The organism is Paenibacillus sp. P4_E11, from assembly GCF_056401635.1.
The window spans coordinates 1-26,468 of sequence record NZ_JBFUIX010000027.1 but is presented as its reverse complement, the minus strand read 5'-3'; the positions used below and the strand labels follow the sequence as shown (position 1 = coordinate 26,468).

Here is a 26,468-nt window from a genome sequence, read left to right as displayed (position 1 = left end):
TCCAATCCAACTGTTAGTCGTCAATCATAGCCAAAGCCCGGACAGGTGAACCGTCTCTACCGCGAATACGTAGAGGGGCCGCCATGAAAAAAAACTCTTGATTCGCAATATCCGCGAGATGCGCCAATCCTTCCACGATGACAATTTCAGCACCGAGTAGAATTTTGTGAACGCTTACATAGTCATCAGGATTCGGTGTTGGCACATCCATGCCAATCATGCCGATTTTACGATCAGCCAGCCATTGGGCTAATTCGACTGTCATATATGGAAAATCCGAGAAATAGTGCGGCTGCGGGAACTGCTTGTGCCAATCCGTACGATAAATCACCCGACTGCCCTCGCCAATTCGGTCGTCATACGCAGCAAAATCTGCAATCTCTATCGGCTCTTTGGCCTTCTTATAACTCAGATCCACCAGTATGGCTTCCCCCATGCACTTGTGCAAATCCAATTGCTCTACCGTGATCCCATCGTCCAGAAAATGAAACGGCGCATCCAAGTGTGTGCCCTGATGCGTACTCATGGATAATTGGGTAATGTTATATCCAATTGTGTCCGTCGTATTGTGTACAATAACCGCACACTTGGGATCATAAGCAAACGTAGGAGCCCCATGATAAATATCCATCGATAAATCAATGAACCTTCTGGTCAACTGCATTTCCTCCCTTCGGATTGTAACCGTATGATACAATTCAATACTACAACACAATTATATTAAGTCAATATATCTTTTATACTTTATTTTTCGATTTTTATATATCCAATTTGTTCGATAAAGAAAATAGATAGCCTCCTGATGATCTTAAGACGAAGAACGTCCCGATCCATTCTTACGAACGGAACCGGGACGTTTAATATTTTCATGAAAGCAGTCTGGCATCGACCATCATACCTGAGCCCAGCAATCGTTATATGCGAAAAGGTGGTTGCCAGCTGTAACCGCACCGAAAGGTAATCAGCCGAACGCAATACTGAGTTAGTGGATAGAAAATTCTGCAATTACTCCATCATTTTTTTATCGTTTACCTATATTTCGAGGATATTCCTGCAAATATACATGATTTCTGCTTGATTTACCCTGAGTGGGCGAACTATTGGACGTCAACCAAAGAAAAGAATAGCCTCGTTCTCCCCCACGACCTATAATTTTGGAGAAGAAAGATCACTCACCAATCGCGGGGCCATCATCGTCTTTTGCTGCTCGGACTGTCCTTCTATCGCATCCATAAGCATTTGCGCCGCAGTCATTCCCATGGAGAGCGGCATCTGATCGACATAGGCGTCGGGGAGCATCCCGCTACGGTTATATGTCGGTTCATCGCAGCAAACGATGCGAATATCGGCACGATCCAATTGCACGCAGGCGATCCCTGCCAATTGTGCCAGCAGAGCATCGGCGGTAGCTAACGCCCTAAGTGATGGATGGCTTGCGATGAACTCGAGCAGTTCCGCGGGTGCCGTTTCTGGCTCCTGCGCATAGTATTGTTCCAGCAGTTGCGCGGGAAGCAACAAGATATGTTCGTCGGGCAGTGCAGCCATTCCATGTTCAGCCAGTCCGGCACGAAACCCTTGGATGCGCTCCCGCATGCCAAACGTATACTCAGGCGGGTAGGCGATCAGCCCAACCTGATCGGTATGCCCACAGCTAGCGAGAAACCCCGCCATTAGAGCCCCCACACGTTGGGTGTCGCAATACACACCGTTCGTCCTCATATCGTTCATCGTCTTCTCGACCAGAACGACTGGGAATTTATCGAGAATGAGCCGGATAATATCATCGTTGAAATGCTCCCCCGGGCTCGCCACGATAATGAATCCATCCACAGGAATTTCGAGAAATTCACTAATGGATTGGGACTCATGCTCTTTATCGGAGATGTGCCGGAAGATGAGCTGGTACCCGCGTCTGTCTAGCTCTGCCTCAATCCCGGCTAACAAGCGGAAGCTGTACCTCGCTTCCATCCAGGGAATGAGAAATCCGATTCGTTTCCTGTTCGGCCGCTGCGACGAGGCGGGTTCAGGCTGCACTCCCTCTGCAGAGATTGGCGAATCGCTAGTCTCCGCCACGAATGTACCTTTCCCCCGATGCCTATACAGGTAACCTCGATGAACCAAACCAACGACGGCATTCTTTGCGGTAATCCGGCTGACATTGAACTGTTCAGCCAACAGCCGCTCCGGCGGAATCTGGGAATGGACCTTCCATTCTCCGTTGCGGATACAATCGATAATATAGTGTTGGATTTGTGAATAGAGCGGTGTGCTAGAACGCATCATGAGCTTCCTTCCCAAGCAAGATGTTCTTTGTTGATTTTCTGCTAACCCACCTACTTGCAAGCCAGCTTCATAATGTCTTCCTCTGTCTTATAATCGGTCTTTATGGCATGGTCCGAGTCGGACAGCAACCATTTGTTCGCCCCGTATTTTTTCAACAGTGACACTTTATCTGGAAAACAACGGTTGCCGGCCAGCAATGACACTTTTGCCGTAAAGGAAGCGTACACTTCATCCGGGTTCGCTTTATGCTGCAGCAATAACTCCGCCATCTTCATATCTTTGGCCAAAGCAGCCCGCAGAGGACTCCTGCTGTTTTCCCCGGACCCGAACACCAAATTGGCATCCGCGCCATTTTCCAGCAGCCACTTCGCTTTTTCATAGTCATTATTCGAGATTGCGCTGCCCAGTATCGTCCCTGTCATATAGTCCGGATCTTTCTCGGGGAGCAGATAAGCGTAGGCAGACATGTTCTTGTTCACGTTAACCCCGTTTTTGACCATAAGTTTGATCTCTTCCAAAGAAATCTTGCTCCCATGAAAAGCGAGCCTAGCGGCTTGTCCCTCCTCATCGAATTGAGCCGGGGGCATCCCTTCACGAAAACGATTCAAAAGCAATGGGTCTTTCACCCCAACGGCAAGTGCGATCGCATAGGCGGAAATTCCATTCTTGTCACGAATATTCATCGATAATTTCCAATTGTCCAGCAAATATTTCAACAACTCCGGTTTATCGTCGTATCGCACGATCGTCTCGATTAAGTAGGAAGACCCGTTCTTGAGCGGTTTATCTAACGTCTCCCCACAAGCTGCTGCTTGAGCTAGGTAAGTCGCATTAATCGCAGCGAACCGATAGATTGATTTGGTCTCAGACCAAGCCAATATATCTCCGAACTCTGGATCTTGAACCCGGACAATGTTTCGGCAAGAGGGGCTGGTAAGAGCGTCTTGGAAAGATGCACTCGTCACAGAAACTAGCTTGAACAACTGGGTATCTGCGTCATACTTCACTTCGGCTTGCCCAGACACCAGAATCGGATTACGGCCTATCGTATAGCTGACCTTTCCTGCATCCGCGCCTGTTGCGGTATACGTCTGGAATTGCGCTGTATGATACCCCATATATTTGCCGGTTACCCATTCTTTCAGTGCTTTGTCTTTAATTAGGGGAACGAAGTCATACAATCGAGTTGCATGAAGGGTTCGGAATGGATTTGGCGCTAGGATTAACTGATCCGACTTCGAATCAATCGCTAGTACCGTCGAATTAAGACCTGCCTCTGATCCACCGGAATCAGCTGATATTAGTATCGTTCTCGCCCCCATGCCGCTATCCAGCGAGTTAACATCCAATGTGGATGCGGCACCGAACGACTCTTTGTTCAGCTTGTACAGCTTCCCTCCCTCGTTCGCTTCCAGGCTAAGGCCCATCTGATCATCTATGGATACCGTCACTTCATAGGTATGATTACCAAGACGCACGTCCCAGCTCTTCTTCTTGCTCGGCACTCCAGTACGCCACTCGTTCAAGGTTATGTAGCTGCCTGTTGTGATGTCCAATACTAGAATCGCGGAATGATCGTATTTCACCATAAAAGTGTTCCAAGCTACTAGTCGCGTGTCTTTCATCTCTGCTACTTGGAACAGTCGATCCGCTTTATCGTCGTCATGGTTAGTTGGGTTCATCGCAGATAGATCCCTTACTACCTGCTTGTAGTCGGGGTTGAGCTTAAGCATTTCTTTATTGTGTACATCAATTTCTGTAACGGTGTCTTGCAAATATTTCAAATCTGCATCTCGCTTCGGATTGCCAGATGGTTTAATACTAGCAGGCTGTTGGATGAACGGACTTACAGGTGTTACGGTCTTGGCCGGCGATGCCGTCGGAATGGCAATACCGGGAAGAGGTGCAACCGATGGAAGGGGGGTTGCATTCGGCACCAGCGTTGGAGTTGGGACTGGCGTGGAACTGGCAGAACTTGGCATCGGACTTATATTCGTGCTGGCAGTCGGAGCGACCGCCGGTTTCTGTGCTTGTTCGCAGCTTCCCAGCAGGAGGCCTATCATACCGACGAAGATCGGAACTACTAATCGTTTGTTCACAGCATGGCCTCCTTCATTCATATTCCCTCGCCATCAAGTATATCATTCTCTAATTGAAATGGTAGAAGGAAATCCGAATGAACTCCAGTAGTAATGCTGTATATGGGAACGATCAGATAATCCATGCTTTCTGCGGGAGATGTCCATGTTTATCAATGTCAGAGGGGAGTAAGCTAACAATCAAGACGATGAAATCGTGACAATCCGCCTGAATTCCCAGCATTTTGCCGAGAAAGGTTATGAACAGCATGAAAGCCGAGACAAGAATATATTTGGATGCCGTCCTGCAAAATATTAAGAGTGTTCCTTCTTCACATTCCTTGGCGTTCTGATCGCACGCTTGGGGGCCAGCGACTTCGAAATTGCCATGTCCAACTCCCTCCCCGCCTTCTTCTGTGCTTTATCCTTAGCGTTCCTGACTCGCCAGTTGCCTGTTACCCGAGGTGTGTTCCTCGTGAGCGGCTATATCCGTCAATTCGCCTTCATCTGCATGGCCTTATCCATCCTGCTGCCGAATCCGATTCCGGTGCTGTTCGTATTCTGGAGCATCAATGCGATCTCGGTTATCGTCACTTCTGCTCAACAACCTGCTATCTTGAGGCGCGTCATTGCTCCCGATCAATTCCCTTCCTTATTCAGTCGGGTCAAGATCATTGCCATTGTCGTCGTAACCGTCGGCAGTTTCATGATCGGGCAGGCGCTGGATGCCTCCGATGCCTGGTTCCCTTATAATTATGTCGCATCTATGCTGATTGGATGCTTATCTACCTTCACCGGGATGGCTCTTATTGCCGGATTGGCTCCACGTGAACGAGTAAAGCTGCACTTCACTTGGGTGCGACCGTTCCAGGAATGCGATCGTCGAATGTGGTGGATGGGACTTAACAATACCGGGATGTCGATGGTTCCGCCGCTGTTCACCATCTATCACATCAAGACACTTCATCTCACGAACTCCCAAATTGCCTATTTCGTCGTTGTGGCGGGGATCGTCTCTGCCCTCTCGCTCCCCTTCGTACGCAAGCTTATGGAACGATTCGGGGCTATGCCCCTATACAGCGCCGCAATACTAGGAATGGCTGTATCCGTAATACCATACGGATTCGTGAACTCCTTCTGGCTGTTGCTCACGATACAGGCATGGGTCGGACTGACGGCAGCGATTGCGGATGTATCCTCGCAAACACTCATGATGCGTGACGCCGAGAAGCACAAGAAAGAGATGGCGTACTTCTCGGACTTCCAGTTAGTCATACATGTCGGGAGCACACTGGGGCCGCTGCTATCCGGTGCGATCCTGCTATTCCTGCCGTTGTGTGCCAGCTTCTGCCTCATCGCGGGGATACGTATGCTGTTCTTCATCTCGTACCGCTGGCTGCCGAATCGGCGGTATGAGACTACTTCCACCAATCAGACGGAAGTGAGTTTGTCGGCTGGTTGAACCCAATCGCAAAAAAACGGTGGAGCAGGACTAACCAAAGTTAGCCCATCTCCACCGTTTGTCATCTACGGTTTACTTCGTCTTGCGTGTCAGCGATACGATTAGAGCCAGTGCACCCAGCACAGCCGCGACGATGGACAGGATCAGCGGCAAGTTGCTGTCCTTGTCTGCCGTGCCTGCGTCTGCCGCCGCCTGTTTACCAGAGTCATGTCCGCCTGCATCGGCATTAGCCGCTGCCTTGACCGTCGTGACGGAAGCCGGCTTCTGCGACCCTTCCGCACCAACCCACTCGGCCACGCTGCCGTCCTTGTATGTTTGATAGGATTTCCAGGACAGTGATTTGGCGTCAGCCGCTACCTTCCCAGATAAGTTGAATTCCGTAAATTCAGTAGCTGATAGACCAGCGCCTGTAGCGGTGAACACTACGCCGGTAATTTTGCCAGTGGCATCCTTGCTCAGCTCGTATTTCCAATCCGACTTCGGTTCCACTCGGGATACAGATACGCCGTCAGGAAATTTGATCTCCACTTTCACTGTATTCGTATTCGGCGTTTCACTTGGTACCCGGACGGTAAACTTCTCATATACACCTTGAGTCGTCTGTTGCGGATATACAACTACGTGTGCGCTCGCCATTCCTGCGAACAACATCATCGCCAGAAAACATGCGGAAAGCATGGTCGTTATTTTTTTCATCTCATCATCCCCTGTTTCTGAATAAATCGTACATTACTACTGTAGTCAATATTAGACAAGTTGAGAATGACTCGACTGGGCTATTTTCCTGAGCGATTTTGAAGGTTGTGTGTCAGACCATGACGGACGGCATAAGCCGTTAATTGGACGCGATTCTCCAACTGCAGCTTCTCCAGAATGTTCTTAAGGTGATTCTTCACGGTATTCTCGGCAATGATGAGCCGCTCGGCAATTTGCTTATTCGTCTCCCCCGAGGAGACACACATGACCAACTCGCGTTCGCGAGGTGTCAAGATACTGGGATCTGGCTGCGAGCTGCTTCCGTCATGCACTGCACCCGTGCGAAAATGATGGAACAGCTTGTCAGCCAGCCGTCGCGAAACTGCGGAATCTTCATCCAGCAGCGCGTGAAGATAGGCCAGCCAATCGTCTGGATCCATGTTCTTGAGCAAGTAGCCTTGCGCCCCGAATTGAATGGCCGAGAATAAGTCGGCTGCATGATCGGATACCGTCAACATCACAATACGAATGTGCGGATGCACCTGCTTGATCTGCTTCGTTGCTTCCAGTCCAGAGACGACCGGCATATGAATGTCCATCAGCACCAGATCCGGCTGCAGATTACCGCTTAAGACCAGCGCCTCTTGTCCATTCGTCGCTTCTCCCACGATCTCGAACAGTGGATCACCTTCTAGCAGGCTGCGTACAGCTTTGCGGGCCAGCGGATGATCGTCCGCTATCAGCACCCGATATTGGACCATTGTAAAGTCCCCTTCCTGTACATCTACTTCTTGCTCTTGCGGATGATGACTTCCGTCCCTGTATCGCCGGTCAATACCGAGTGAATCTCGAACTCGGCTCCAAGCTCTTTGGCACGCTTGCGCATAATGGAGATTCCATATTGATTCGGTCCCGCATCTGAGACGTTGAGCCCCTGCCCGTCATCTCTAATGCACAATGTCCAGCCATCCTCGTCTTCGCTCAATATTAGTTCCGTATTAGCCGCCTGCGAATGCTTGCGAATATTCGTGAACGCCTCTTGCACGATAGAGAACAATTGTACTTGCTCCGCTGAAGATAAGCTCACATGTTCCCATTCCATCCGCTTCGAGACGTCGACACCGGTCATCGTTTCCCACTGCTGCACCCAATGCAGCACACGGTCCTGGAAGGAGACACCATCCTCCGGCAAAGATCGCAGATTGAAGATTGCTTGCCGCAAATGATGGTCGATCTCCGTAACAGCGGATTGCGCTTCTTCGGTCTTACCCTTCTTCAACTGAACGTTCAAGTAGAACAAGTTCTGGGCAATGTTGTCATGCAGCTCCTGCGCCAGCCGCTCCCGCTCCTCGTATACGGCCCGCTTGGCCTGTTCTTGCGACAGGCTGGCGTTCTTCTCCTCGATGTTGCGAAACATCCAGTTGGCGAAGACGAGCGAGAGCAGGAAGGTTAGAATAATGATGTATAAGTTGCCTGCCTCCATGGACAAATACCGAAGCAGCAGCTCGTGTCGGATCAACTCGAACCCGCCGATCACTAATGGAGGCAATAGTATCGTGAACCACTTCAGCATGCGTAATGACAAAACGAAACCCTCCTAAATACCCCACAAAGTGACGTGATGCTTCGATGCATATGCCGGGTACTTTGCGGGGACCCCGATTCTATTACCCCACAAAAGTGACGCGATGCTTCGCTTTTAGTAAACACGCATCGGACTGTTGTATACCGTTTCCTCGTCTTGCCCGTCCAACACGCGGAATTCCAGGACCCAATTGCCTGCAAACGGGATATACGGCCCGGACGCTTTATACGTGTATTTCACGTACCGCTCCTCATCCTCGAACGTGTCCTCCTCCTTCAGCACAGCAGTCTGAACAAGAGGCACCGCAATCGGAGCCAGCTCCTTCTTATCTTGATTGTGCAGGTTCAGCTCGACCTGCTTGGGCTTGCCCGATTTCTCCAGAACCCATATATCCACTTGTATCTGGTTATCCCCTGGCACCTTCGGACTGATCTTCGTCGTCATGTGCACGGCCTCACCCATCTGATGCCAATACAAGGGCTCATTCGGCGGAACCGGACTTATATATGTGAGCAGCCCGACCAAGGTGATAATAATCGCCATAGCGGCCAAATCCATTCTCAAGTAATCCTTCAAATCCTTCTCGTTGTTCTTCTTCATAGCGAAGCGGATGCCGGCAGCGATCAACAAAACCATCACCACGAAGATGACTTTTGCGATCATCAGCTTTCCCCATTGCGAATAGAGCAAATATTTCAGGGAAGGCAGGTAAATAAGTACGGAGATGGACCCGCTAATGATGAGCACAATGATCGATACCAACGCCGCACGCGAGAAGCGAGGCAGGAATTCGGTAACCATTGATCTATGTGGCTTCCACGCCGTAATAATGAACAACAGCCCTCCTGCCCATACGGCGCCGGCCACCAGATGCACCCAATCGAGCGCTGTAGTCACCCATTGTGGATAATAGCCCATAGCATGTCCGTTCACGCTCTTGGCTGCTAGCAGAAGGCCGACCCATACGCCGTCGACGATCTTGTTCCGGTGCAAGACTACAAAGCCAATGAGAATGAGCAGCAGACTTATGAGCCATGAGCGACCTACCCACGTTCCAGTGAACAGGGACAGTAACTGACTTGTCCCCCCATCTCCAAGCAAATCCTTGTAATGGAAATAGATAAACGCTAGCAAAGCGATGAGGTGGATCCGTTGAAGGGACAACAACCAATGTCGGTAAAAGGACAAGGATTCTGTCTTGTTGAGAACATCAGGGCGTAGGAACATCCCCCAGAATACGAATCCTGCGAGCGTCAACAGGCTGATGTAATACACAACACGGAACAAATAACGCAATACGTCCGTTAGGCTCATATTGGATGAGAGACCGCCATGCCCGGCATGCAGCGATTGCTCGGAGCTTGTGTCCGCTGCGCCTGAGGGTTGGCCTACAGTGAGTACATAGGCCCCTTCTACAGGATGCCCGTCCGCAGAGACTACATGGTAGGACACCGTGTAGCGCCCTTCATCCAGAGTCGGCAGCTTCAAACTCAATGTCTTCTGATCCTGCGAAAGAGTGGCTTTCTCCTTCAACGGCTGCCGGCCGAGCTCATCGAACACCTTGATATAATATAACTCCGACTCTAACCGTTCGTTGAACAGTAACGTAACCTGCTCCGGCGACTTGTCCAGGCGGGAATTCGGCTCAGGATCGGCCTTGGTCAGCATAGAGTGAGCCGATGCTGGCTGCGCGATTCCCAGGAAGCCTACGCTCAGTGTAAGCACAGCAAGCAGCAGCAGGGCGAAACGCGCCCAACTGCGGAGAGAGAAATTCAACCTATTCATTGTATATATGCTCCGATCTAACAGATCTCAAATTGTAGTCCATGCTTCTATTCTTCAAGAGGCTTACGCCCCATGTAACCTTCGTTTACACCGTGATAATGCGAGACCGTGTCTTCCCCCTGCATCCAACAGAGCAGTACTTCCTGTCCGTTGTGCATAGCGGGAAAATCCACAAGCCCCCGGTCGATGTCCTTCAATTGGACGCCTTTCATGTGTACGCTCTGAATAAACGTGCGCGCTTCCAGCTGCAGAAACTCCATCTCGCATTCGAGCTGGAAGAACGGATCTCCACCGTCCAACGAGATTGCCCCGGCTTCCTTCCACTTCTGCAGATGTTTGTACTTCTGCTCGAAGTTATGTTTGATTTGCTGCAATGCCGTAATTTCTTCGCGAATCTGCGGAATCAGCGCATTCGCTTCCTCGGGTGTAAACCATTTGCGTTCCATCCTGTCCTCGCCTCCTTCCACGATTGTATCAAATCACGCGGACAAGATAAACCTGGCTACTAATCGATGTGGAATGTTGCATGATGAAGTGTGACAAATTCGTAAATTCAAGCTCCTCTGGCAGTGGAATAGAATCGGGGACATCAGGATCAACTCGTAAAATAGAATAAGACCTCTGGGACGATGATATCATTCCAGAGGTCATTCTTTCACCAAGCCATCAACTACTCCAAACCAAGCAACCGTCTGACGCGCACCTCAAGCTCCAAGAGCGAGAACGGCTTCGACATATAGTCGTCTGCCCCCAACTCCAGCCCCTTGGCCACATCGTCGTCCCGCTTGCGGCCAGATAGCATCAACACTCGCATCGATCGATCCTGGAAGACGGGCTCTTCCCGAAACTTCTGCAGAAGAGTCAAGCCATCCATACGTGGCATAACACCATCCACTATACACAGATCCACTTCATGCTGCAGCAAATAGCGGTACGCGGCTTCACCGTCGTTCACTTCCACAATCTCAATCGGTAACGCATCCAATCGGGATGCTACGATGGAGCGCAATATATCATCGTCATCCGCAATTAGCACCTTCTTCGGCGAAACGATCGGTTGTTCCATATCCATCTTCGCGGCACCCTCGAGTCCGCCTAGCAGTACACGATTGCGGCCTTGCTCTTTAGCACTATACATCGCTTCGTCAGCGGTACGAATCCACTGCGGGATCGACATCCCCGGTTCCCAGTCGGCTACGCCTGCGGAGAAGGTAATCGAGTACGAGCGGCCTTCATGCTGGGCAACCGGATTCGCGCGGACATGCTGCAGTACTTTGCTCAGCAGCTTGACCGCTTGCTCACCTGTCGTATTAGGCATCAAAACGACGAATTCTTCTCCGCCGTACCGGGCGAGCACATCCGTGCTACGCAACCGTTGCTGAACGAGATGAGCCAGACCTTGCAGAACGAGATCGCCAATCGCATGGCCATGCGTATCGTTCACGTATTTGAATCGATCAATATCGATGAAGGCGACACAGATCGGAGCCGGATAACGCTCGACTCGCTGCAATTCAAGTTCGATATGGTGGTCGAAATATCTTCGATTGTACACACCGGTCAAGGCATCGCGGAACGCCATCTGCTCGAAGTTTTTGGTCCGATTGAGTAAGCTGTAGATCCGTGCCGCCAGTTCCTCATAGCGAAATGGCTTGGTCAAATAGTCACTCGCCCCGAGCATAAGGCAGCTCACTTTGTCGTTAACATCGTCTCTGGCCGACAAGACGATCAAGGGCAGCCACTTGAGTGTAGGGTCGTCCTGCAGGAACTGGAACAGCTCGTAGCCTGACTTCGGATACATCATCAGATCAAGCAGAATCAGGTCGTAATGATGCTCACGCAGCATGCGCTGCGCTGTCTCAACATCCTCAGCATCCTCTGTAATATAGCCGTCCAGCTCCAGACGATTGACCAAGTACGAGCGAAGGACCGGATCGTCGTCAATGAACAGAATGCGGCTATTCATAAGCATATTGCCGGTCTTGGAACCCTGTTCGTTGTTGGCGTTCAATTGCAGCTCGCGCAGCACTATATCCCGCTCCAACTTCAACATGTGCAGGGCGCTGCTACTGTTATGCAGGCTGATAGAAGCTTGATGTGGCCATGTTTCCGCGTTCAAGCTAGTGGCAGTTTCCGATTGGGTCCACTCCCACTCCCGCAGCAGCGTATCGGCCAGCTTCCCGATCGACGTAAGTCCGAATACCGGAGCACTGCCCTTGATCGTATGCAGGATGCGGTACCAATGCTCGGCACCTTGCCAATTCGGCGCATATTCCAGCTGAGCAAACAATTCATCCAATTGTTGGAGTTGCTGTTCCATGGTGTACAAGAAGCGTTCCTTGCCTTCCGTGATCAACTGCTCACTTCTCTGCTTCTTGTTCGGATCAGACGATTTAGGTTGCCTTCTCATCGTTGTTCACTTCCACTTCGATAATGTCCTGATTTACTTTCATACCCTTCACGCGAATGCCTAGTTGTTCAAAGGAATTGGCCAGCTTCTGTTCATTCTGCACCGGGAAGACGACAGCTGAATGCTCCTTCCCTCTGTTGATCAAATGCTCGGCTAGTTCTAGCAAGCGTTCCACGGTGAACGGCTTCTTGAGAAACTTCTCCGTCTCCGTCTCGTGAAAGTGCTTAGGCTGCTCAAGAACCGTGGATACAATAATCGGGGTGAACTCATAGCCTGGACGTCGGATCAGCTCCGCAATAAAATCCCATCCGGATTTGTGTCCTTCCAGCTGAATGTCTACGATACAGAGCAAAGGCGGCTTGACAGCCGTTTCTTTCAGCGCGAATATCGCAGCTTCTGCAGATTGCAAGTGGACGGTGGGAAGCTGCAGCTTCTCGAAGGATACTGCAATGAGCTTCGCCAGATTCTCATCATCCTCTACGATGACGATATGATTGTCCAAGTCTACCGTTTCATAAGCGTCCAGACAGACGCGGAACGTGGTCCCTTGGCCCAGAATCGATTCATACGTCAACGTGCCTTGGTGGGATTCCACAATCTCCTTCACAATCGATAACCCTAGGCCTGTTCCACCGATTTGTCTGCGATCCGAGTTGTCGACGCGATAGAACTTCGCGAACATTTTATCCTTGGCATTGTCCGGAATACCCAAGCCATAATCCTGAATTTCGATCACGACCTGATTCTGCTGCATGAGTACCCTAATGTCTACGCGGTCTGCGGAAGGGGAGTACTTGATTGCATTGCTTAGTAGATTATGGATCACTTGGGTCATCCGATCATGATCAGCCAGGACAATCGCTTCACCGGATTCGGGAAGTGTGAGTGTAATGAGATGGTTGTGTTTCCCCTGCCATTGGTCTGCTACATCTCGCAGAATCGTTGCGATATGGATCGGGATGAATTGATAAGACTGCTTACCCGACTCCATGCGTTGTAAATCAAGGAAATCGTTAATTAAGCTGGACAGCCGGTTCGCTTCCTTGTAGATGGTCTCCATATACTTCCGCTGCTTTTCCTTCTGAATATCACGATGCAACAATATTTCCATGAAACCGAGTATACTCGCAAGCGGTGTTCGGAGTTCGTGAGAGACAATACTAATGAATTCATTTTTCAACTCATCCGACTTTTCCTCATCCGTTCGGTCGCGGAATACGAACAGATAGCTCTTCCCGCTCTCAGCACTGTCTTGCACAGCATTCACGTACAGCTCATAATGAGATTCACGCCCGTCCTCCTGAACGATGGTGAACTTCTCTTGCAGCTTATCCAGCTTGCCGGACAAGACACTTTCCGCTAATAGGCGCATCGAGGTTCCACGTGTCCCCAACTTCGGGTGCAGAGAATCAATAATGCCCCGGATTGTAAACACCCGCGATTCCTCGATGCCAAACGTCCGGCTCATCCAGCCATTAGTGAATTTGATGCCACCGTCGCTATCCGTCATGACCATACCTTCGTGAACGGACTCTACAATTTGCCGCACAAAATCGCGCTGCTCCTGAAGACTCTCCTTCTCCTGCGACAGCTCGTCGTTCAGTTCTTCCAACAGCTCGGCCTGCTTGCGGCGATCTTCATTAATCATCTGAGCCATGTAGGCTAGCGTGAACTGACGCACCAGACCACTGGTCATCCGCTCCGACGCATCGGTTGTCTGTAGCCCGCTATATGAAGTAAGCAGCAGCAGCCCCATTAATTCCTGCTTCTCGTCCAACAAGGGGTAATAGATATCCACGGCTGTCTCGTAGCCAAAGTGAATGCCCCGTTCCCGTTCGGACAACTGCCTGGTGCGTATGATCGGTTTCTTCTCCGTTAATACACGCCGACTAACACCGAACAACTCGTCGAACGTCGAGGGCAGATAACCTGGCGGGAACCCGTTGGCGTGCAGCACATCATAAGTTCCAGTGCGTGTATTCGGCTTGATCAAGACGGCAGCATCCATGCCCACAGCATAAAGCAGCGCCCGCAAGGAATGCTCCAGAAACATCTGCATATCGGTAAAGCCGGTCAGCTTCTCCTGATACGAGCTAATGTGCTCCAGCTCGCGTTCGCGATCTGTCAGCTTAAGCAGCATATCTTCTTGTTCCAACTGTTGGGCGGTAATTTCCTCGTTCTGCGCCTCCAGTAAGTCCCGCTGATCCGTCAATTCCTTATTCGTATGTTCCAACATAATATGCCGCTGCTGCAACTCTATCGACATTCCATTGATGCCGCTAGTGAGTCGCCCCAGTTCATCCACTCGACCGTTCATGGTGACCTGCACGTAGGAGCCAGCGGCAATCTGACCCACAGCCTGCTCCACTTCGATCAACGGAACAATGACTCGCTTCTTCAAGAAACGTACTAGGAACCATCCGGCCACAGCCGATCCCAGCACAACAAAGATGGGGATACCAACCATTAGCCTCGTTTCACGGCGGTTGTCATTCAGCAGTTTCTCAACCCTGCTCTCTTTCAAGGAAGACAGCTCGAAGAAGCTGGTGTTGATACTGTCGATCTTAGTTGTCATCGATTCGGAGTTCTTCACAATCTGATCGGTATCGTCTGCCTTTTTCAACTCTGCGGACTGTTTGGCCAACAGCACGTATGCGTCCCACGTTGTCTGAACGGATTCCAGCAGCTTTATCTTCTTAGGCTCCTGACTTCCGAGCTGGGACATATTATACGTAACCAGTTGATCGGAGAATTCAGCACGTCTAGTATCAAAATCTGCAATAAACTCATCTCGACCAAAAGCCAAAAAAGCCCGTAAATCCGAGATAAGCGCTTGAGAATCGCTATGCAGCCGCTCGATTCTCAGTTGGTCATCCAACTCCACCTCCATCTGATCGCGCGTAGTATTAATGCGCTGACTCATATACAGACCCGCAACCAAGACTACAATCGCAAACAGGCCCATAACGGTAATAATGAGCGCGGATACCTTATAGGCCAATCCCTTGCTTGAAAGACTCATGTTAATTCGTTCCCTCTCCTCGGCCGTTAAGCTTGCTCTCCCGAAACATAGCTCTCGACGATGTCAATCAGTTGAAGCGGACTGAATGGCTTCAATATGTACTGCGTAATGCCTGCCGCCTTGGCAAGCTCCTTATCCTTCTCCAGCGCCTTCGCCGTAAGCAGCAGCACCGGAATGTTCCGATTCGGACTATCCGAGTTTCGTAGCCATGCACACACTTCTACACCGGTCTTCTCCGGCATCATATAGTCGAGAATCGCAATCGAGAAAGTCTCCTCCTGCAATTGCTTCATCGCTTCGCCACCGTCTTCCGCTTCTGTAATCTCATATCCTTCGTCGGATAACGTCTCAGTTAATAAGAAGCGCAGTGCCGCTTCATCGTCCGCTAATAATAGTTTGATAGCAGCCATTGTACATTCCCCCTTTTACCAGCCTTCATTATATCACTTTCATTATTTCTTGTACGGATCACTTTTGACTACGTTGATATGTATTACTTCTTCTTATCTCTTTTCCATACAATCGACTTATTCGGGTCGCTGTCATTGATAACTTCATTCCTCAGCATCTGAGAGAGATCATCAATCGTCTTATCCAGCGTCTTCCCCTTGAATTTGGACAGTAGTCGCCCTCTTTCCTTTTGCAGAACGGCCAGTATGAGCTTTCTCTGATCCGTAGAAAGCATATGGCTCTCCCCCTTCCTAGATGGGTGATGCTAATTAGGTCTTAGTTGCACCAACCTTCCTTGTTAACTACTATGTTCGCTGCGTTTCAGGTATTTCCCTCCAGCCTTACACTTTTATTAATAGGAAAAAAATCCATGGAATAATGCAGCGCGATCTGGCACGATGAATACAAGAAGTCCCGTGGACAAGGAGATGAATCAACTGAAGTATCATTTCAGCGAAGACTGTACGATAGAGAGGTTCGTTCCGCGCCCGGCCATGACGTTACCTAACAATCCATCCGTCGTGTGGGCTCTCGATGCCGAGCGATCTGTACACTACTATTTTCCCCGGGACTGCCCGCGGGTCATCTACACGAGGTCAGATAGCGCAACTCCGGAGGATATCGCACGCTTCTTCGATGGATCGGCGGCCGACAAGATCATAGTTGTGGAGTCTGGATGGCTGAACCGGATTCGCGACGTCGAACTGTACGTTTATAAGTTCTCCGATGACCACTTCACTTCAATCGATGGAACAGCAGGGTACTATGTATCCACCAAAGAGATCGTTCCCTTGCATGTGGAGCCAGTTGGAGATTTACTGCTCGGCATCGCTCAATCGGGAGCTGAGCTACGATTCACGCCTTCACTTGTACCTCTTCGGGATGCGGTCAAAACGTCTTCATTGGACTTCTCCGTGATTCGGTTCAGGAATGCGGTCAAGGGCTGATTATATAATATGAAGCAACTCTTCTTTCGTGGAATAGAATAGTGCATTCGCTAACTCGATATTCCGGAGTATGTCCGACGTGTCTTGCAGCCGATATAAGTGTTCAAGCTGTAGAATGACATCCTTCGGCAAATGCTGTGAAATATGGACTAGATAATAGTCCGTGATGAGCGGTGTATACTGCATTCTTAGCAGCTCGATCAACGGATTCAGAACATATTTGTGATAATACGCGTGCGCTTCCAGGAACAAATCTCGCTTTGCATATTTGATTGCGCGAATCTGCTGCTCGAACATCCCTTCCAATTGGGTGATGCGAGTACGATGGGATGCTCGGATCACTTCGAAATTCGCATGCCGGAAACGAATGACGGAAGTTTTGTCGAAAATCACTTTGGGCTGCTCGTGCTCGTTTTCCACCGTGAAAGCGAACTCCCTGCTGTGACTTTGAATCGTAACGTCCAGCAATAGGGTTGGCGGTGTATGTTCAAGATGATAAACCTTGTACAATAGCTTGGGGCTGTGCCGCTCAGGACCATGGACGATGTCCAGCCTGCTTAATGTGAGGAGTGCTTGTTCGAGTAGCACGTAGATAGCTTCTTCTGTCCCGTCTGCAACATCAAGCACAATATCAAGATCAGAATATGCGTCTAATCGGTTCGTACCATCAGACCCTTCCAGCCAGAAGGCGTGCACTCTTTCGTCGTGAAGGAATTGTTCCTTAATTGTATGGATAATGACTTCTCGGTTTATCGGTTCAGCTTGCATAGTGGGTCCTCCTTGGTCTGGTAAAAAAGAAAGCAGAGTCCAGGTTCGGCTCTGCTCTCATCTATTTGGCTACATTTTGCAGTAGGTCACGTGTTTTGACGATAATTTTGCGGATGCTGTCTTCCGACAGATGGAATCGCTGGATCAAATCCAGCACGGATGAACCGCTGTTGTACATATGGAAAATTTCGCGGTTGCGTTTCTCGATCAGCTTGCGCGTCCCGTTGTTCTCGCCCCATCCGGCGCGGGTCTTCTCCATTTTTGGTACATAGACGAGTTCCCCTTGAATGTATTGTTGCAGCTCCTTAAGCAAGCTAGCCGGAAGAAAGTCCTTTCCGTTCTTGTAACTCACTGATGAAAACCTCCCTGTAATTGGATGTTATAGTTGTAGTAGTAGTTGTCATTGCGAATTGGAAATCATTGAATGCTTTCATCCTTTACACCTCCTATGTATATTTTTGTATTCTTTTGCTTGAAAAAATGGGAATAAAAAAACACGATACCCACATCGTGCCTGCCGTTAAATTATAGTTGCATTACGCATCTGGTATCAGGTTCGAATCGGCTGTATTCAATTAAAAGTCTTGCACCTCATTGATTTTGTTGGCCCAAGCGTGAAACATACCGCATCCTCCTCTCACCATAGTCGTTTTTTGGAAACATTTTGGTAACATACCAATTATATTGAATGTAACGGGTTTCATCAAGAAGAAATTTCTAGCTGGAAGGGAAATTTCTGTCCCGCTGAGCACCGTTCAAACTGCCGCCACTTCTACATTAACGCGTTTCCAAAAAACGCTCAAGGGGAAAGTTTGCTTATACTTGTTTTTTCCGCGCTAACTCATCCCTTGCAGACTCAATCCGTCCGCCTCAAGTGCTTGGCGTACTGCAGTTGCGAACTGCAGTGCTTCGGGTGTGTCTCCGTGCACGCATACCGTCTGCACAGTTCCGGCGCTTAGCAGTCGGCGTACCTGAGCGACCGCTTCTAGCGGATCGTTCAGCAACGCATCCGGGCGCGAACGCGGAACGAGTGTACCGTCAGCGTTGTACCGTCGGTCGGCGAACGCTTCGTCCGCCGTGCGCAAGCCCAATCGCCGACCCGCGCGAACGGCTTCTCCTCCAGCCAAGCCGAATAAGATGAGCTGCGGGTCAAGGTGATACACCGCTTCGGCGATTGCTTCAGCCAAGGCGACGTCTACAGCCGCCATGTTGTACAGCGCACCATGAGGCTTCACATGGCGCACCGAACCGCCTTCTGCTCGAGCGAAGGCTTGCAAGGCTCCAACCTGGTAAACGACCATGTCGTAAGCATCTTGCGGCGAGATCGCCATCTCGCGGCGTCCGAAGCCCTCCCGATCCGGCAAGCCAGGGTGTGCGCCGATACCGACGCCATGCTCCAGGCACAGCCGCACGGTTGCTCTCATCGTCGCCGGATCACCGGCGTGGAAGCCACAGGCAATATTCGCCGACGTCACAAGACGCAGCAATTCATCGTCGACGCCTAGTCGATAAACGCCGAACCCTTCCCCTACATCGGCGTTCAGCTCAAGTACACAGCGATGAATGGCTGGATCGATGCGATGGCCGAAGCGGATGACAACACCCGTGTCCCCCAGCCGTTCGATAACGAATATCTCATCGGTCCCGCTTGCCGACAACCCGTCCACTTGCCTGTCCGCACGCTTGTCTCCCAAGTAATCGGCCATGCCTTACGCCCTTTCCTAAACAAGCCTGCTATGAACCTAGTAAATCACTTTCCAGTTATGATCCAAAGTAGCCTGGATCGTCCCGCGCTGCAATATATAGTCCGCAATCAGCTCCGATACATCGGTCGGAATGTCTTTCACAACCGGCTTGCCCTGGAACATCAAATAGTTCCCGCCACCGCCAGCACGATAATTGTTCATCACCACATCGTACTCCCGCTTCAGCCCAACCGGCTCTCCCTTAACATACACATCCAGCACCCGCTGTCCGGCAGGCCGTCTTATATCCAGCGTATAGGAAATGCCTTCCCACATGTCATAGTTGTATGGCTGCGGCTTCGGAAGCATGAAATCCGGACTGACTGCAACCCCACCACCCGTACTCGTCTGAAAGTAGGTAGCGGTTTGCTCCAACGCATCCAGCATGTCCTGCCCCGTAATCCGGATCACCTTGAGCGTATTCGGGTAAATGTAGTTCGACACAATATCTCGCATCGTCACATTCGGTGGAATACCCGGGGAGTCGTCAGCGAATAATGCGGTATTCGAAATATCCGCCTGCGCCGCATCCATCTGCACTTTGTTGATAAACTCAATCAGCGGGCTGTCACCCAGTCGGATCTGCATCGCATCAGACACGACCATATCCCCTTCGACCCGTCCCATCGGAGTATCGAGCCACTCCTGGGTTATCTTCTCATAAGGTTCGATCATCGCCAGTATCGTCTCGTCTGCTTCCACCCCGTTAACGGACAACAGCTCCGACTGCGTACTCGCTACGCACCAGCGCCCTTCCCGTTGCTCCATCGTGACACTCACTTTGGCTACATTTTCACCGCGATGCCCAGGTTGAGCCACTACAACGCCATTAATGTGTTTGCCTGCAATCGCTCGATGCTGATGCCCGGTCAACAGTACATCAATACCAGGCACATCCATGCATAGCTGGTACCCTTGGTTCTCACCCGTCAGCGGTTCTGTGGGTTGTCCCGAATCGAGATCGCGCTCGAATCCCCCATGGTAAGCGACTACCATCAGATCAGCCTTATGCTCAGTCCGCAGCTTTGGCACCCAGTGTTTGGCTGCTTCCACCGCATCTTGAAACTCCAGTCCTTCTATATGCTGCGGATTTTCCCAATTCGGGATGAAGGGGGTACAAAGTCCCAATACAACGACGCGAATGCCTTCTTCCAATTCCTTTACTAGAAAAGGTTGGCCGAATGCAGGTTCTCCTGTGTGCTGATTCACAATATTAGCGGCCAGCCAGGGGAAACTCGATTCTCCGATCGCTTTGTCCAGCAATGACCTTCCATAGTTGAACTCATGATTGCCTAGTACAGCCGCATCTGCTTTCATCGCATTCATAGCGAGAATCATCGGATTCGGTGGCTGCGGGTCCAACCGGGCATGATGATAGGCAAGGGGTGTTCCTTGAATTACATCGCCATTATCAATCCAGAGCAACTGCCCCGTTTTGTCTCGCTCCTGACGAATCAATGTACTTAATTTGGCCAGCCCCACTTCATGGGTCCTATTATTGGCGTAGTGAATGGGCATTACATTGCCATGTACGTCGCTCGTTTCCAGTAGGGTCACGACAAGACGACGATTGGATGAGAATTTAGACAACTGCATGCAGCTCCTTCAAAATAATTCAACATTTTTTACACAATTACAATAGCTTAACATAGGGACCAATACCCTTTTTTGTCGAATCGTGATATGATTCCTATGTTGTCCACTATACAATGGAGGGGTTCAAACATGAAATTTGGCAAAATTACTGCCATCAGCTTGTCCGTCGTTCTTGCTGCCGGTATGTTGGCCGGTTGTGGTAAGAAGAGCGGAGGAAACTACGTTCCAAAAGAATTAAATGTGCAGTTCGTACCTTCGCAAAATGCTGAGACACTAGAAGCAAAAGCGAAACCCCTTGAGGAACTGCTTAAGAAACAACTCGGTATCCCGGTGAAAGTATCCGTCTCGACCAACTACAACACCATTATCGAAGCTATGGCTTCCAAAAAAGTGGACGTGGGCTTCCTCCCGCCGAACACATATGTTCTTGCGCACGATGATAAGAAAGCAGCAGACGTTCTGCTTCAGGCTCAACGCTTCGGAGTCGAAGATGCAACTGGCAAACCTACTACCGAGCTTGTAGATTACTACAAGTCGATGATTGTCGTAAAAGCTGATTCCCCGATCAAAACAGTTAAAGACTTGAAAGGGAAGAAAGTTGCTTGGCAGGACGTAACATCTTCCGCAGGTTATGTATGGCCGGCTGCCACGCTTTTGAAAGAAGGTCTTAACCCAGAGAAGGATGTAACAGGAATCACGGTAAAAGGTCATGATAAAGCGATATTGGCTGTACTGAACGGCGAAGTTGACGCTGCTGCTGTGTTCCAGGACATCCGTGCGCAAATGAAGGACGTTCCAGACGCTGTTGCCAAAACTCGCGTACTTGCGTTCACAGAGAAAATTCCTAACGATACAATCAGCGTTCGTTCCGATATGGATGCCAACTTCCGTAAAAAGCTGCAAGATGCTTTCATCGCGATCGGTAAAGATCCAGAAGGCAAAAAAATTATTTCTGAAGTATACTCCCACCAAGGTTACGTAGCTTCGGAAGACAAGAACTTCGACATCGTCCGCGACTACGCCAAGAAAGTTGGGCAAAAGTAAGCAAGCTCGCTAACACATTAGGATAAAAACAAGGCGACCGGAAATCCGGTCGTCTTTTGTTTGGATTGCCAGGCGTTATACCAATCTTCTCCGAACATAACCGGAAATCCAATCGATCAGCGTAACCATGATGATAATGCCGTACAGGATAATGGCTACTCGCGGCCAACTGCGCGCTTCCAGAGCGAAGATAAGCGGCGTACCGATCCCGCCAGCACCAATCATCCCGAGGATCGCTGCCGAACGCACATTAATCTCGAACCGGTACAAGGTGAAGGAGAAGAACTCCGGCAGCACCTGTGGTAATACCCCGAACCAGATGACCTGCAGACGGTTGGCGCCGCTTGCGGTTAGTGCCTCAGCAGGACCCAGGTCCAGATTCTCGATTGCCTCCGAATACAGCTTGCCCAGCATTCCGATAGAATGCAGGCCTAGCGCCAGCACACCGGCGAATGCGCCCGGGCCGACCGCTTTGATGAACAAGATCGCCATGACGAGCTCCGGTATCGTACGGATGATGCTGAGCATTACTTTTCCTGTTGCTGTGACTGAGTTGCGTTTGCTCATATTGTTAGCGGCCCAGAAGGCGAACGGCACACACAAGATCGCAGAGATGAACGTCCCAAGCACGGAAATCGCCAGTGTATCCAACAGACCGCGCAGCAAATCTTCGCCTTCACGCAAGTAGATGTAGTTCCAATCCGGGTGCAGGAAGCCCTTCCCAATCGCCTTGGACACGGCGCCCGCTGTTTCCTTGATTCCCTCGAACGGAATCCCCATGAACGACCAGATGTAGACGATCAGTATAAATATAGCAACGAGCCAGAAACGAATTCGCCCTTTGGCGGGCTTGACAGGCATCACAGTTCCATTCCTCATAGCAGTTTCCCCCGTACCTTCGTGCTCACATAATCAATGATCAATACAATCACAAGTGTCAACAAAATAATCATTGCTGCTCGATCGTATCGCAACTGATTCAAGGAACGGTCCAGGAATAGCCCGATCCCACCTGCGCCGACTAACCCGAGAATAGCCGCAGCACGCACATTCACTTCGAATGTATAGAGGAAGTACGCCATGAAGGAGGCTGTAACTTGCGGAATCACACCGAAGTGAATCCACTGCACTTTACTCGCCCCTACTGCCGTCATCGCCTCCAGCGGACCCGGATCGATCGCTTCAATCGACTCATAGGTCAATTTCGCGACAAGTCCGAAGGAGAAGAAGATAAGCGCCAGTATACCGGCCACCGGCCCAATCCCGAAGACGGCAACGAATATAGACGCGAACAACAAGTCCGGAATGGTCCGTACCAAGTTCAGGATGAACCGGGCCGGGACGTTCAAGAACGGCGATTTCGTAATGTTGCGGGCTGACAATATCGCCACGGGAATCGCTAGTATTCCCCCGATTGTAGTCCCGATCACAGCCATTCGAATCGTCTGCAGCATCGGACTCCAGATCACATCGATATATGAAAAGTCGGGTGGGAACATATCCACGAGTAAGCTGAACATTTCGGGAATACCCATGATCAACTCGTAAGGTGTAGCTTCCGTCTTATAGGCACTGGCGATAAGCAGGGCTAACATTAAGACAGCCGTAACAATCGCTTTCGTCTTGGGCGGTTTCGTCGGCCAGGGTGTACGGGTGTTAGGAGCCGAACCAGAGCTGGTCGAATTCATGCCTCGTTCACTCCCAGCAACTCGTCCTTTTTGATGGCGCGCCCGTATATAGCTGAGAACACATCGTCAGTTGCTTCAGACACCGGTCCGTCATACACTAGCTCACCTGCTCGTAGACCAATAATACGGGTCGCATACTCGCGGGCCAGGTCGATAAAATGCAAGTTCACGATCGTCGTAATGCCGAGATCTTGATTAATCCGCTTCAGGTCGTCCATAACCTGGCGGGTCGTCAACGGATCGAGCGAGGCTACAGGCTCGTCCGCCAATATGATCTTTGCCTCCTGGGCGAGTGCCCTTGCAATCGATACACGTTGCTGTTGACCGCCCGAGAGCTGATCTGCCCGGATATAAGCTTTTTCGACAATATTCACACGGTCCAACGCTTCCATGGATAGCTGTACATCCCGCTTCGGAAACAAGCCGAGCAGCGTACGCCAAGTCGGATGGTACCCTACGCGACCGGACAACACGTTGCGGATCACCGAGGAACGCTTGACCAGATTGAAGTTTTGGAAAATCATACCAATACCACGCCGCATATGGCGAAGCGTCTCACCCTTGGCTGCCGTGATGGACTGCCCGTTAATAACGATTTCCCCTTGGCTTATATCGTGGAGGCGGTTGATCGAGCGGAGCATGGTCGATTTGCCCGCGCCGGATAATCCGACGATGACGACAAACTCCCCAGGCTGAATCTTAAGATTCAGGTTGTTCAACCCGATCGTGCCGTTAGGATATACTTTGGATACGTTGCGAAATTCAATCATTCATGTTCCCTCCGTCAATTCGACTACATTCCTATTTTATTCGACATCCTGCTCCACGTCTATTATTTTGGCTTTGTAAAGGGGCTTGCTTCGGACTTGCTCCTGACGGTTGTGGTCGATTTATGTTAAGATCAGGAGGACAAGCTGTACAAACGATGCCTACCATATTGGGGAGAACGAAGTGAAAACATTGATTATAGCCGAAAAACCGGACATGGGACGCAATATAGCCGCCGCGATTGACCCTAGGGCTGTTAACAAGCGTACCCACCTGGAAGGCTCGCAATACGTCATCACATGGGCGATCGGGCATCTGATTGGGCTGGCCGAACCTGACAAGTACGACGATAAATATAAAAAATGGAATTTTCTCGACCTGCCTATTATTCCAGATGCGTTCAAGCTTCTGCCGAACATCAGAACGAAAGACCAGCTGCAGGTAATCAAGACGCTTGCGGCCGATTGCGATGCCATTGTGAATGCATGTGACGCCGGACGGGAAGGGCAGCTCATCTTCGCTTATATCCAGCAGCATCTCCGGCTGCGTCAGCCCGTGAAGCGGTTGTGGATTTCTGACTTGACACCAGAGACAATTAAGCGCGGTTTCGAGCAGTTGAAGGATGGTGCGGAGTATGAGAATCTGACTCGGGCAGCACGGGCGAGAAGCGAAGCCGATTGGCTGATCGGAATGAATGGCTCACGGGCTTTTACGACCAAGCATAAGGAGCTGCTGTCCGTCGGACGCGTGCAGACCCCGGTGCTGGCGCTCGTCTATGATCGTCAGAAGCAGATTGAGGCGTTCTCGTCGCTGAAGTTCTATGAAGTGGAAGCCTGGTTCGATCAGAAAGGCGAGGGTGGACAACCGCTTACATACAAAGGCAACTGGCAAGGCGAACGGATGACCGATCCGGAGAAAGCAGCCGATATCGTGCAGCGGGTCAAGGGCAAGCCCGGCATAGTCGCCGAGTACGAGGTCAAGGATACGAAGGAATATCCGATGAAATTGTATGATCTGACGCTGCTGCAGCGGGAGGCCAATGCCAAGTTTGCTTTTTCTGCCAAAAAGACGCTTGACGTCGCACAAGGGCTGTATGAGAAGCACAAAGTAATCTCCTACCCCCGGACGAACTCCAACTATGTAAATGAGCAGAACATTCCGGAGATGCACCGTACCCTGGATACGCTGCGGGGAACTGACTATGCGGGACTTGTGCAAGGTGCCAATAAGCGATTCGTTCATGTGAACAACCGTAGTGTATGCAATCCGGAGAAGGTGGAAGATCACCATGCGATCTTGCCAACAGGCAAGAGGGCCGGCGCCCTCAGTCCCGACGAACAGAAGTTGTACGATCTGATCGTCAAGCGGTTCCTGTCCCACTTCTACCCGCCTGCGGAGTATAAGGTGCATACGGTCATTACCGAGGTAGAGAAGGAACGGTTCAAGACGATCGTCAAGCAAGTGCTGAGCAAGGGATGGAAGGTCGTCTATGAGGGCGACGAAGATCATTCTTCTCGTGGCAAACGAGGCGGCGGGAAAAAGGGTGAGAAGGATGGCGCTTCTTCCGATGCTGAGGGAACCTCAGAGGGTGGAGGCGCAGGAAGCAGTGATGCGGAGGAGCAGCTAGTCGAGGCTCCATTCGCGCTTGATCCCCAGGCTCCGGTCCGTTGTTCGGATGCCAAGACGAAGGAGAAGGAGACACAGCCTCCGAAGGCTTATACGGAAGGCACCTTACTGAAGGCGATGGAAAGTGCCGGGCGGCAAATGGAAGACGAGGCGCTTCGCGAAGCGATGAAGGATTCCGGGCTCGGCACGCCGGCTACTCGCGCCTCGATCATCGAACGGCTGAAGCAGGTCGGCTATGTGGACATGCAGGGCAAGCGCATCCTCATCACGACCAAGGGTCGCGCTGCGATTGAGCTAATTCGCGGCGCAGGCGTAGAGCTGCTCGCATCGCCGGAGATGACCGGCCAATGGGAGCGCCGGCTGCATGAAATTTCGCGTGGACAAGCGTCGGACGCGACGTTCATGGAGAACGTCAAGAAGTTCACGCGCTCCATCGTGGACAAGGTGCGCGTGCAGCCGCAAGCGGCCAAGACCGCCTTCGAGGCGGCGGCCGATGCGCCGGGCGCCGCCAAGCG

General features: G+C 50.8%; 23 protein-coding genes. 4 read left to right on the top strand and 19 right to left on the bottom strand.

All coding sequences use genetic code 11. The features are described 5' to 3' along the window. Positions 1 to 13: 13 nt before the first annotated feature. From AC1DWB_RS12930 to AC1DWB_RS12920, 3 genes are all read right to left on the bottom strand, one after another. Positions 14 to 658, bottom strand: coding sequence for a cyclase family protein (locus tag AC1DWB_RS12930; protein WP_477541481.1), 645 nt, complete (start codon positions 656 to 658; stop codon positions 14 to 16). A 488-nt stretch (positions 659 to 1,146) separates the two neighbouring features. Further along, positions 1,147 to 2,283, bottom strand: coding sequence for a GntR family transcriptional regulator (locus AC1DWB_RS12925; RefSeq protein ID WP_477541480.1), 1,137 nt, complete (start codon positions 2,281 to 2,283; stop codon positions 1,147 to 1,149). Between the two features lie 50 nt (positions 2,284 to 2,333). After that, the gene (locus tag AC1DWB_RS12920; protein WP_477541479.1) at positions 2,334 to 4,382 is read right to left on the bottom strand and encodes an ankyrin repeat domain-containing protein; all 2,049 of its coding nucleotides are present in this window, start codon (positions 4,380 to 4,382) and stop codon (positions 2,334 to 2,336) included. A gap of 454 nt (positions 4,383 to 4,836) precedes the next feature. Here AC1DWB_RS12920 and AC1DWB_RS12915 point away from each other — a divergent pair, with 454 nt between their 5' ends. Beyond that, positions 4,837 to 5,823 carry an MFS transporter gene (locus AC1DWB_RS12915; protein WP_477541478.1) on the top strand — a complete coding sequence of 329 codons (987 nt, stop codon included), beginning with the start codon at positions 4,837 to 4,839 and terminating at the stop codon, positions 5,821 to 5,823. A 72-nt stretch (positions 5,824 to 5,895) separates the two neighbouring features. Here the strand turns inward: AC1DWB_RS12915 and AC1DWB_RS12910 are convergent, their stop codons facing one another. The 9 genes from AC1DWB_RS12910 to AC1DWB_RS12870 form a co-directional block, all read right to left on the bottom strand. Next, on the bottom strand, positions 5,896 to 6,519 hold the full coding sequence (locus AC1DWB_RS12910; RefSeq protein ID WP_477541477.1) for a YcnI family copper-binding membrane protein: 624 nt from the start codon (positions 6,517 to 6,519) through the stop codon (positions 5,896 to 5,898). 80 nt (positions 6,520 to 6,599) lie between these two features. Continuing rightward, positions 6,600 to 7,280: a response regulator gene (locus AC1DWB_RS12905; protein WP_477541476.1), complete on the bottom strand. Its 681-nt coding sequence runs from the start codon at positions 7,278 to 7,280 to the stop codon at positions 6,600 to 6,602. A 23-nt stretch (positions 7,281 to 7,303) separates the two neighbouring features. Further along, positions 7,304 to 8,104 (bottom strand): sensor histidine kinase, encoded by an 801-nt coding sequence (locus AC1DWB_RS12900; protein WP_477541475.1) that lies wholly within the window; start codon positions 8,102 to 8,104, stop codon positions 7,304 to 7,306. Between the two features lie 114 nt (positions 8,105 to 8,218). After that, positions 8,219 to 9,889 (bottom strand): copper resistance CopC/CopD family protein, encoded by a 1,671-nt coding sequence (locus tag AC1DWB_RS12895; protein WP_477541474.1) that lies wholly within the window; start codon positions 9,887 to 9,889, stop codon positions 8,219 to 8,221. A gap of 47 nt (positions 9,890 to 9,936) precedes the next feature. Further along, the gene (locus AC1DWB_RS12890) at positions 9,937 to 10,335 is read right to left on the bottom strand and encodes a DUF2203 family protein (protein ID WP_477541473.1); all 399 of its coding nucleotides are present in this window, start codon (positions 10,333 to 10,335) and stop codon (positions 9,937 to 9,939) included. A gap of 224 nt (positions 10,336 to 10,559) precedes the next feature. Beyond that, the gene (locus AC1DWB_RS12885; protein ID WP_477541472.1) at positions 10,560 to 12,299 is read right to left on the bottom strand and encodes a diguanylate cyclase; all 1,740 of its coding nucleotides are present in this window, start codon (positions 12,297 to 12,299) and stop codon (positions 10,560 to 10,562) included. Continuing rightward, positions 12,283 to 15,321: an ATP-binding protein gene (locus AC1DWB_RS12880; RefSeq protein WP_477541471.1), complete on the bottom strand. Its 3,039-nt coding sequence runs from the start codon at positions 15,319 to 15,321 to the stop codon at positions 12,283 to 12,285. Before AC1DWB_RS12880 ends, AC1DWB_RS12885 begins: the two co-directional genes overlap by 17 nt. A 26-nt stretch (positions 15,322 to 15,347) precedes the next feature. Next, entirely contained in the window at positions 15,348 to 15,731 is a 384-nt protein-coding gene (locus AC1DWB_RS12875) for a response regulator (RefSeq protein WP_477541470.1), read from the bottom strand. Between the two features lie 83 nt (positions 15,732 to 15,814). Beyond that, positions 15,815 to 16,006, bottom strand: a complete 192-nt coding sequence (locus tag AC1DWB_RS12870) for a hypothetical protein (protein ID WP_477541469.1) — start codon at positions 16,004 to 16,006, stop codon at positions 15,815 to 15,817. Positions 16,007 to 16,169: 163 nt separating this feature from the next. On the opposite strand from AC1DWB_RS12870, the gene AC1DWB_RS12865 reads away from it, so the two are divergent. Then, positions 16,170 to 16,718 (top strand): DUF6886 family protein, encoded by a 549-nt coding sequence (locus AC1DWB_RS12865; RefSeq protein WP_477541468.1) that lies wholly within the window; start codon positions 16,170 to 16,172, stop codon positions 16,716 to 16,718. On the opposite strand, the gene AC1DWB_RS12860 is transcribed toward AC1DWB_RS12865, so the two are convergent. From AC1DWB_RS12860 to AC1DWB_RS12845, 4 genes are all read right to left on the bottom strand, one after another. Further along, positions 16,719 to 17,486, bottom strand: coding sequence for a hypothetical protein (locus AC1DWB_RS12860; RefSeq protein WP_477541467.1), 768 nt, complete (start codon positions 17,484 to 17,486; stop codon positions 16,719 to 16,721). It lies immediately after the preceding gene. Positions 17,487 to 17,547: 61 nt separating this feature from the next. After that, positions 17,548 to 17,838, bottom strand: a complete 291-nt coding sequence (locus tag AC1DWB_RS12855) for a CD3324 family protein (RefSeq protein ID WP_477541466.1) — start codon at positions 17,836 to 17,838, stop codon at positions 17,548 to 17,550. A gap of 484 nt (positions 17,839 to 18,322) precedes the next feature. Next, positions 18,323 to 19,192: a 5-oxoprolinase subunit PxpA gene (locus AC1DWB_RS12850; RefSeq protein WP_477541465.1), complete on the bottom strand. Its 870-nt coding sequence runs from the start codon at positions 19,190 to 19,192 to the stop codon at positions 18,323 to 18,325. 36 nt (positions 19,193 to 19,228) lie between these two features. Further along, on the bottom strand, positions 19,229 to 20,821 hold the full coding sequence (locus AC1DWB_RS12845) for a bifunctional metallophosphatase/5'-nucleotidase (RefSeq protein ID WP_477541464.1): 1,593 nt from the start codon (positions 20,819 to 20,821) through the stop codon (positions 19,229 to 19,231). Between the two features lie 135 nt (positions 20,822 to 20,956). Between AC1DWB_RS12845 and AC1DWB_RS12840 the strand changes: the two genes are divergently transcribed. Further along, a complete protein-coding gene (locus AC1DWB_RS12840; RefSeq protein WP_477541463.1) occupies positions 20,957 to 21,871 on the top strand; it encodes a phosphate/phosphite/phosphonate ABC transporter substrate-binding protein in 915 nt (304 codons plus the stop codon). 75 nt (positions 21,872 to 21,946) lie between these two features. On the opposite strand, the gene phnE (AC1DWB_RS12835) is transcribed toward AC1DWB_RS12840, so the two are convergent. The 3 genes from phnE (AC1DWB_RS12835) to phnC are packed head-to-tail and all read right to left on the bottom strand — an operon-like array spanning position 21,947 to position 24,329. After that, a complete protein-coding gene (phnE, locus tag AC1DWB_RS12835) occupies positions 21,947 to 22,750 on the bottom strand; it encodes a phosphonate ABC transporter, permease protein PhnE (RefSeq protein WP_477541462.1) in 804 nt (267 codons plus the stop codon). Further along, on the bottom strand, positions 22,747 to 23,559 hold the full coding sequence (phnE, locus tag AC1DWB_RS12830; protein WP_477541461.1) for a phosphonate ABC transporter, permease protein PhnE: 813 nt from the start codon (positions 23,557 to 23,559) through the stop codon (positions 22,747 to 22,749). The genes phnE (AC1DWB_RS12835) and phnE (AC1DWB_RS12830) overlap by 4 nt, the downstream gene beginning before the upstream one ends. Further along, complete coding sequence (phnC, locus tag AC1DWB_RS12825; protein WP_477541460.1) at positions 23,556 to 24,329, bottom strand: phosphonate ABC transporter ATP-binding protein; 774 nt, start codon at positions 24,327 to 24,329, stop codon at positions 23,556 to 23,558. Before phnC ends, phnE (AC1DWB_RS12830) begins: the two co-directional genes overlap by 4 nt. Positions 24,330 to 24,510: 181 nt before the next feature. Here phnC and AC1DWB_RS12820 point away from each other — a divergent pair. Then, positions 24,511 to 26,468, top strand: a 1,958-nt coding sequence (locus AC1DWB_RS12820; protein ID WP_477541459.1) for a DNA topoisomerase 3, incomplete at its 3' end; no start/stop codon positions are given.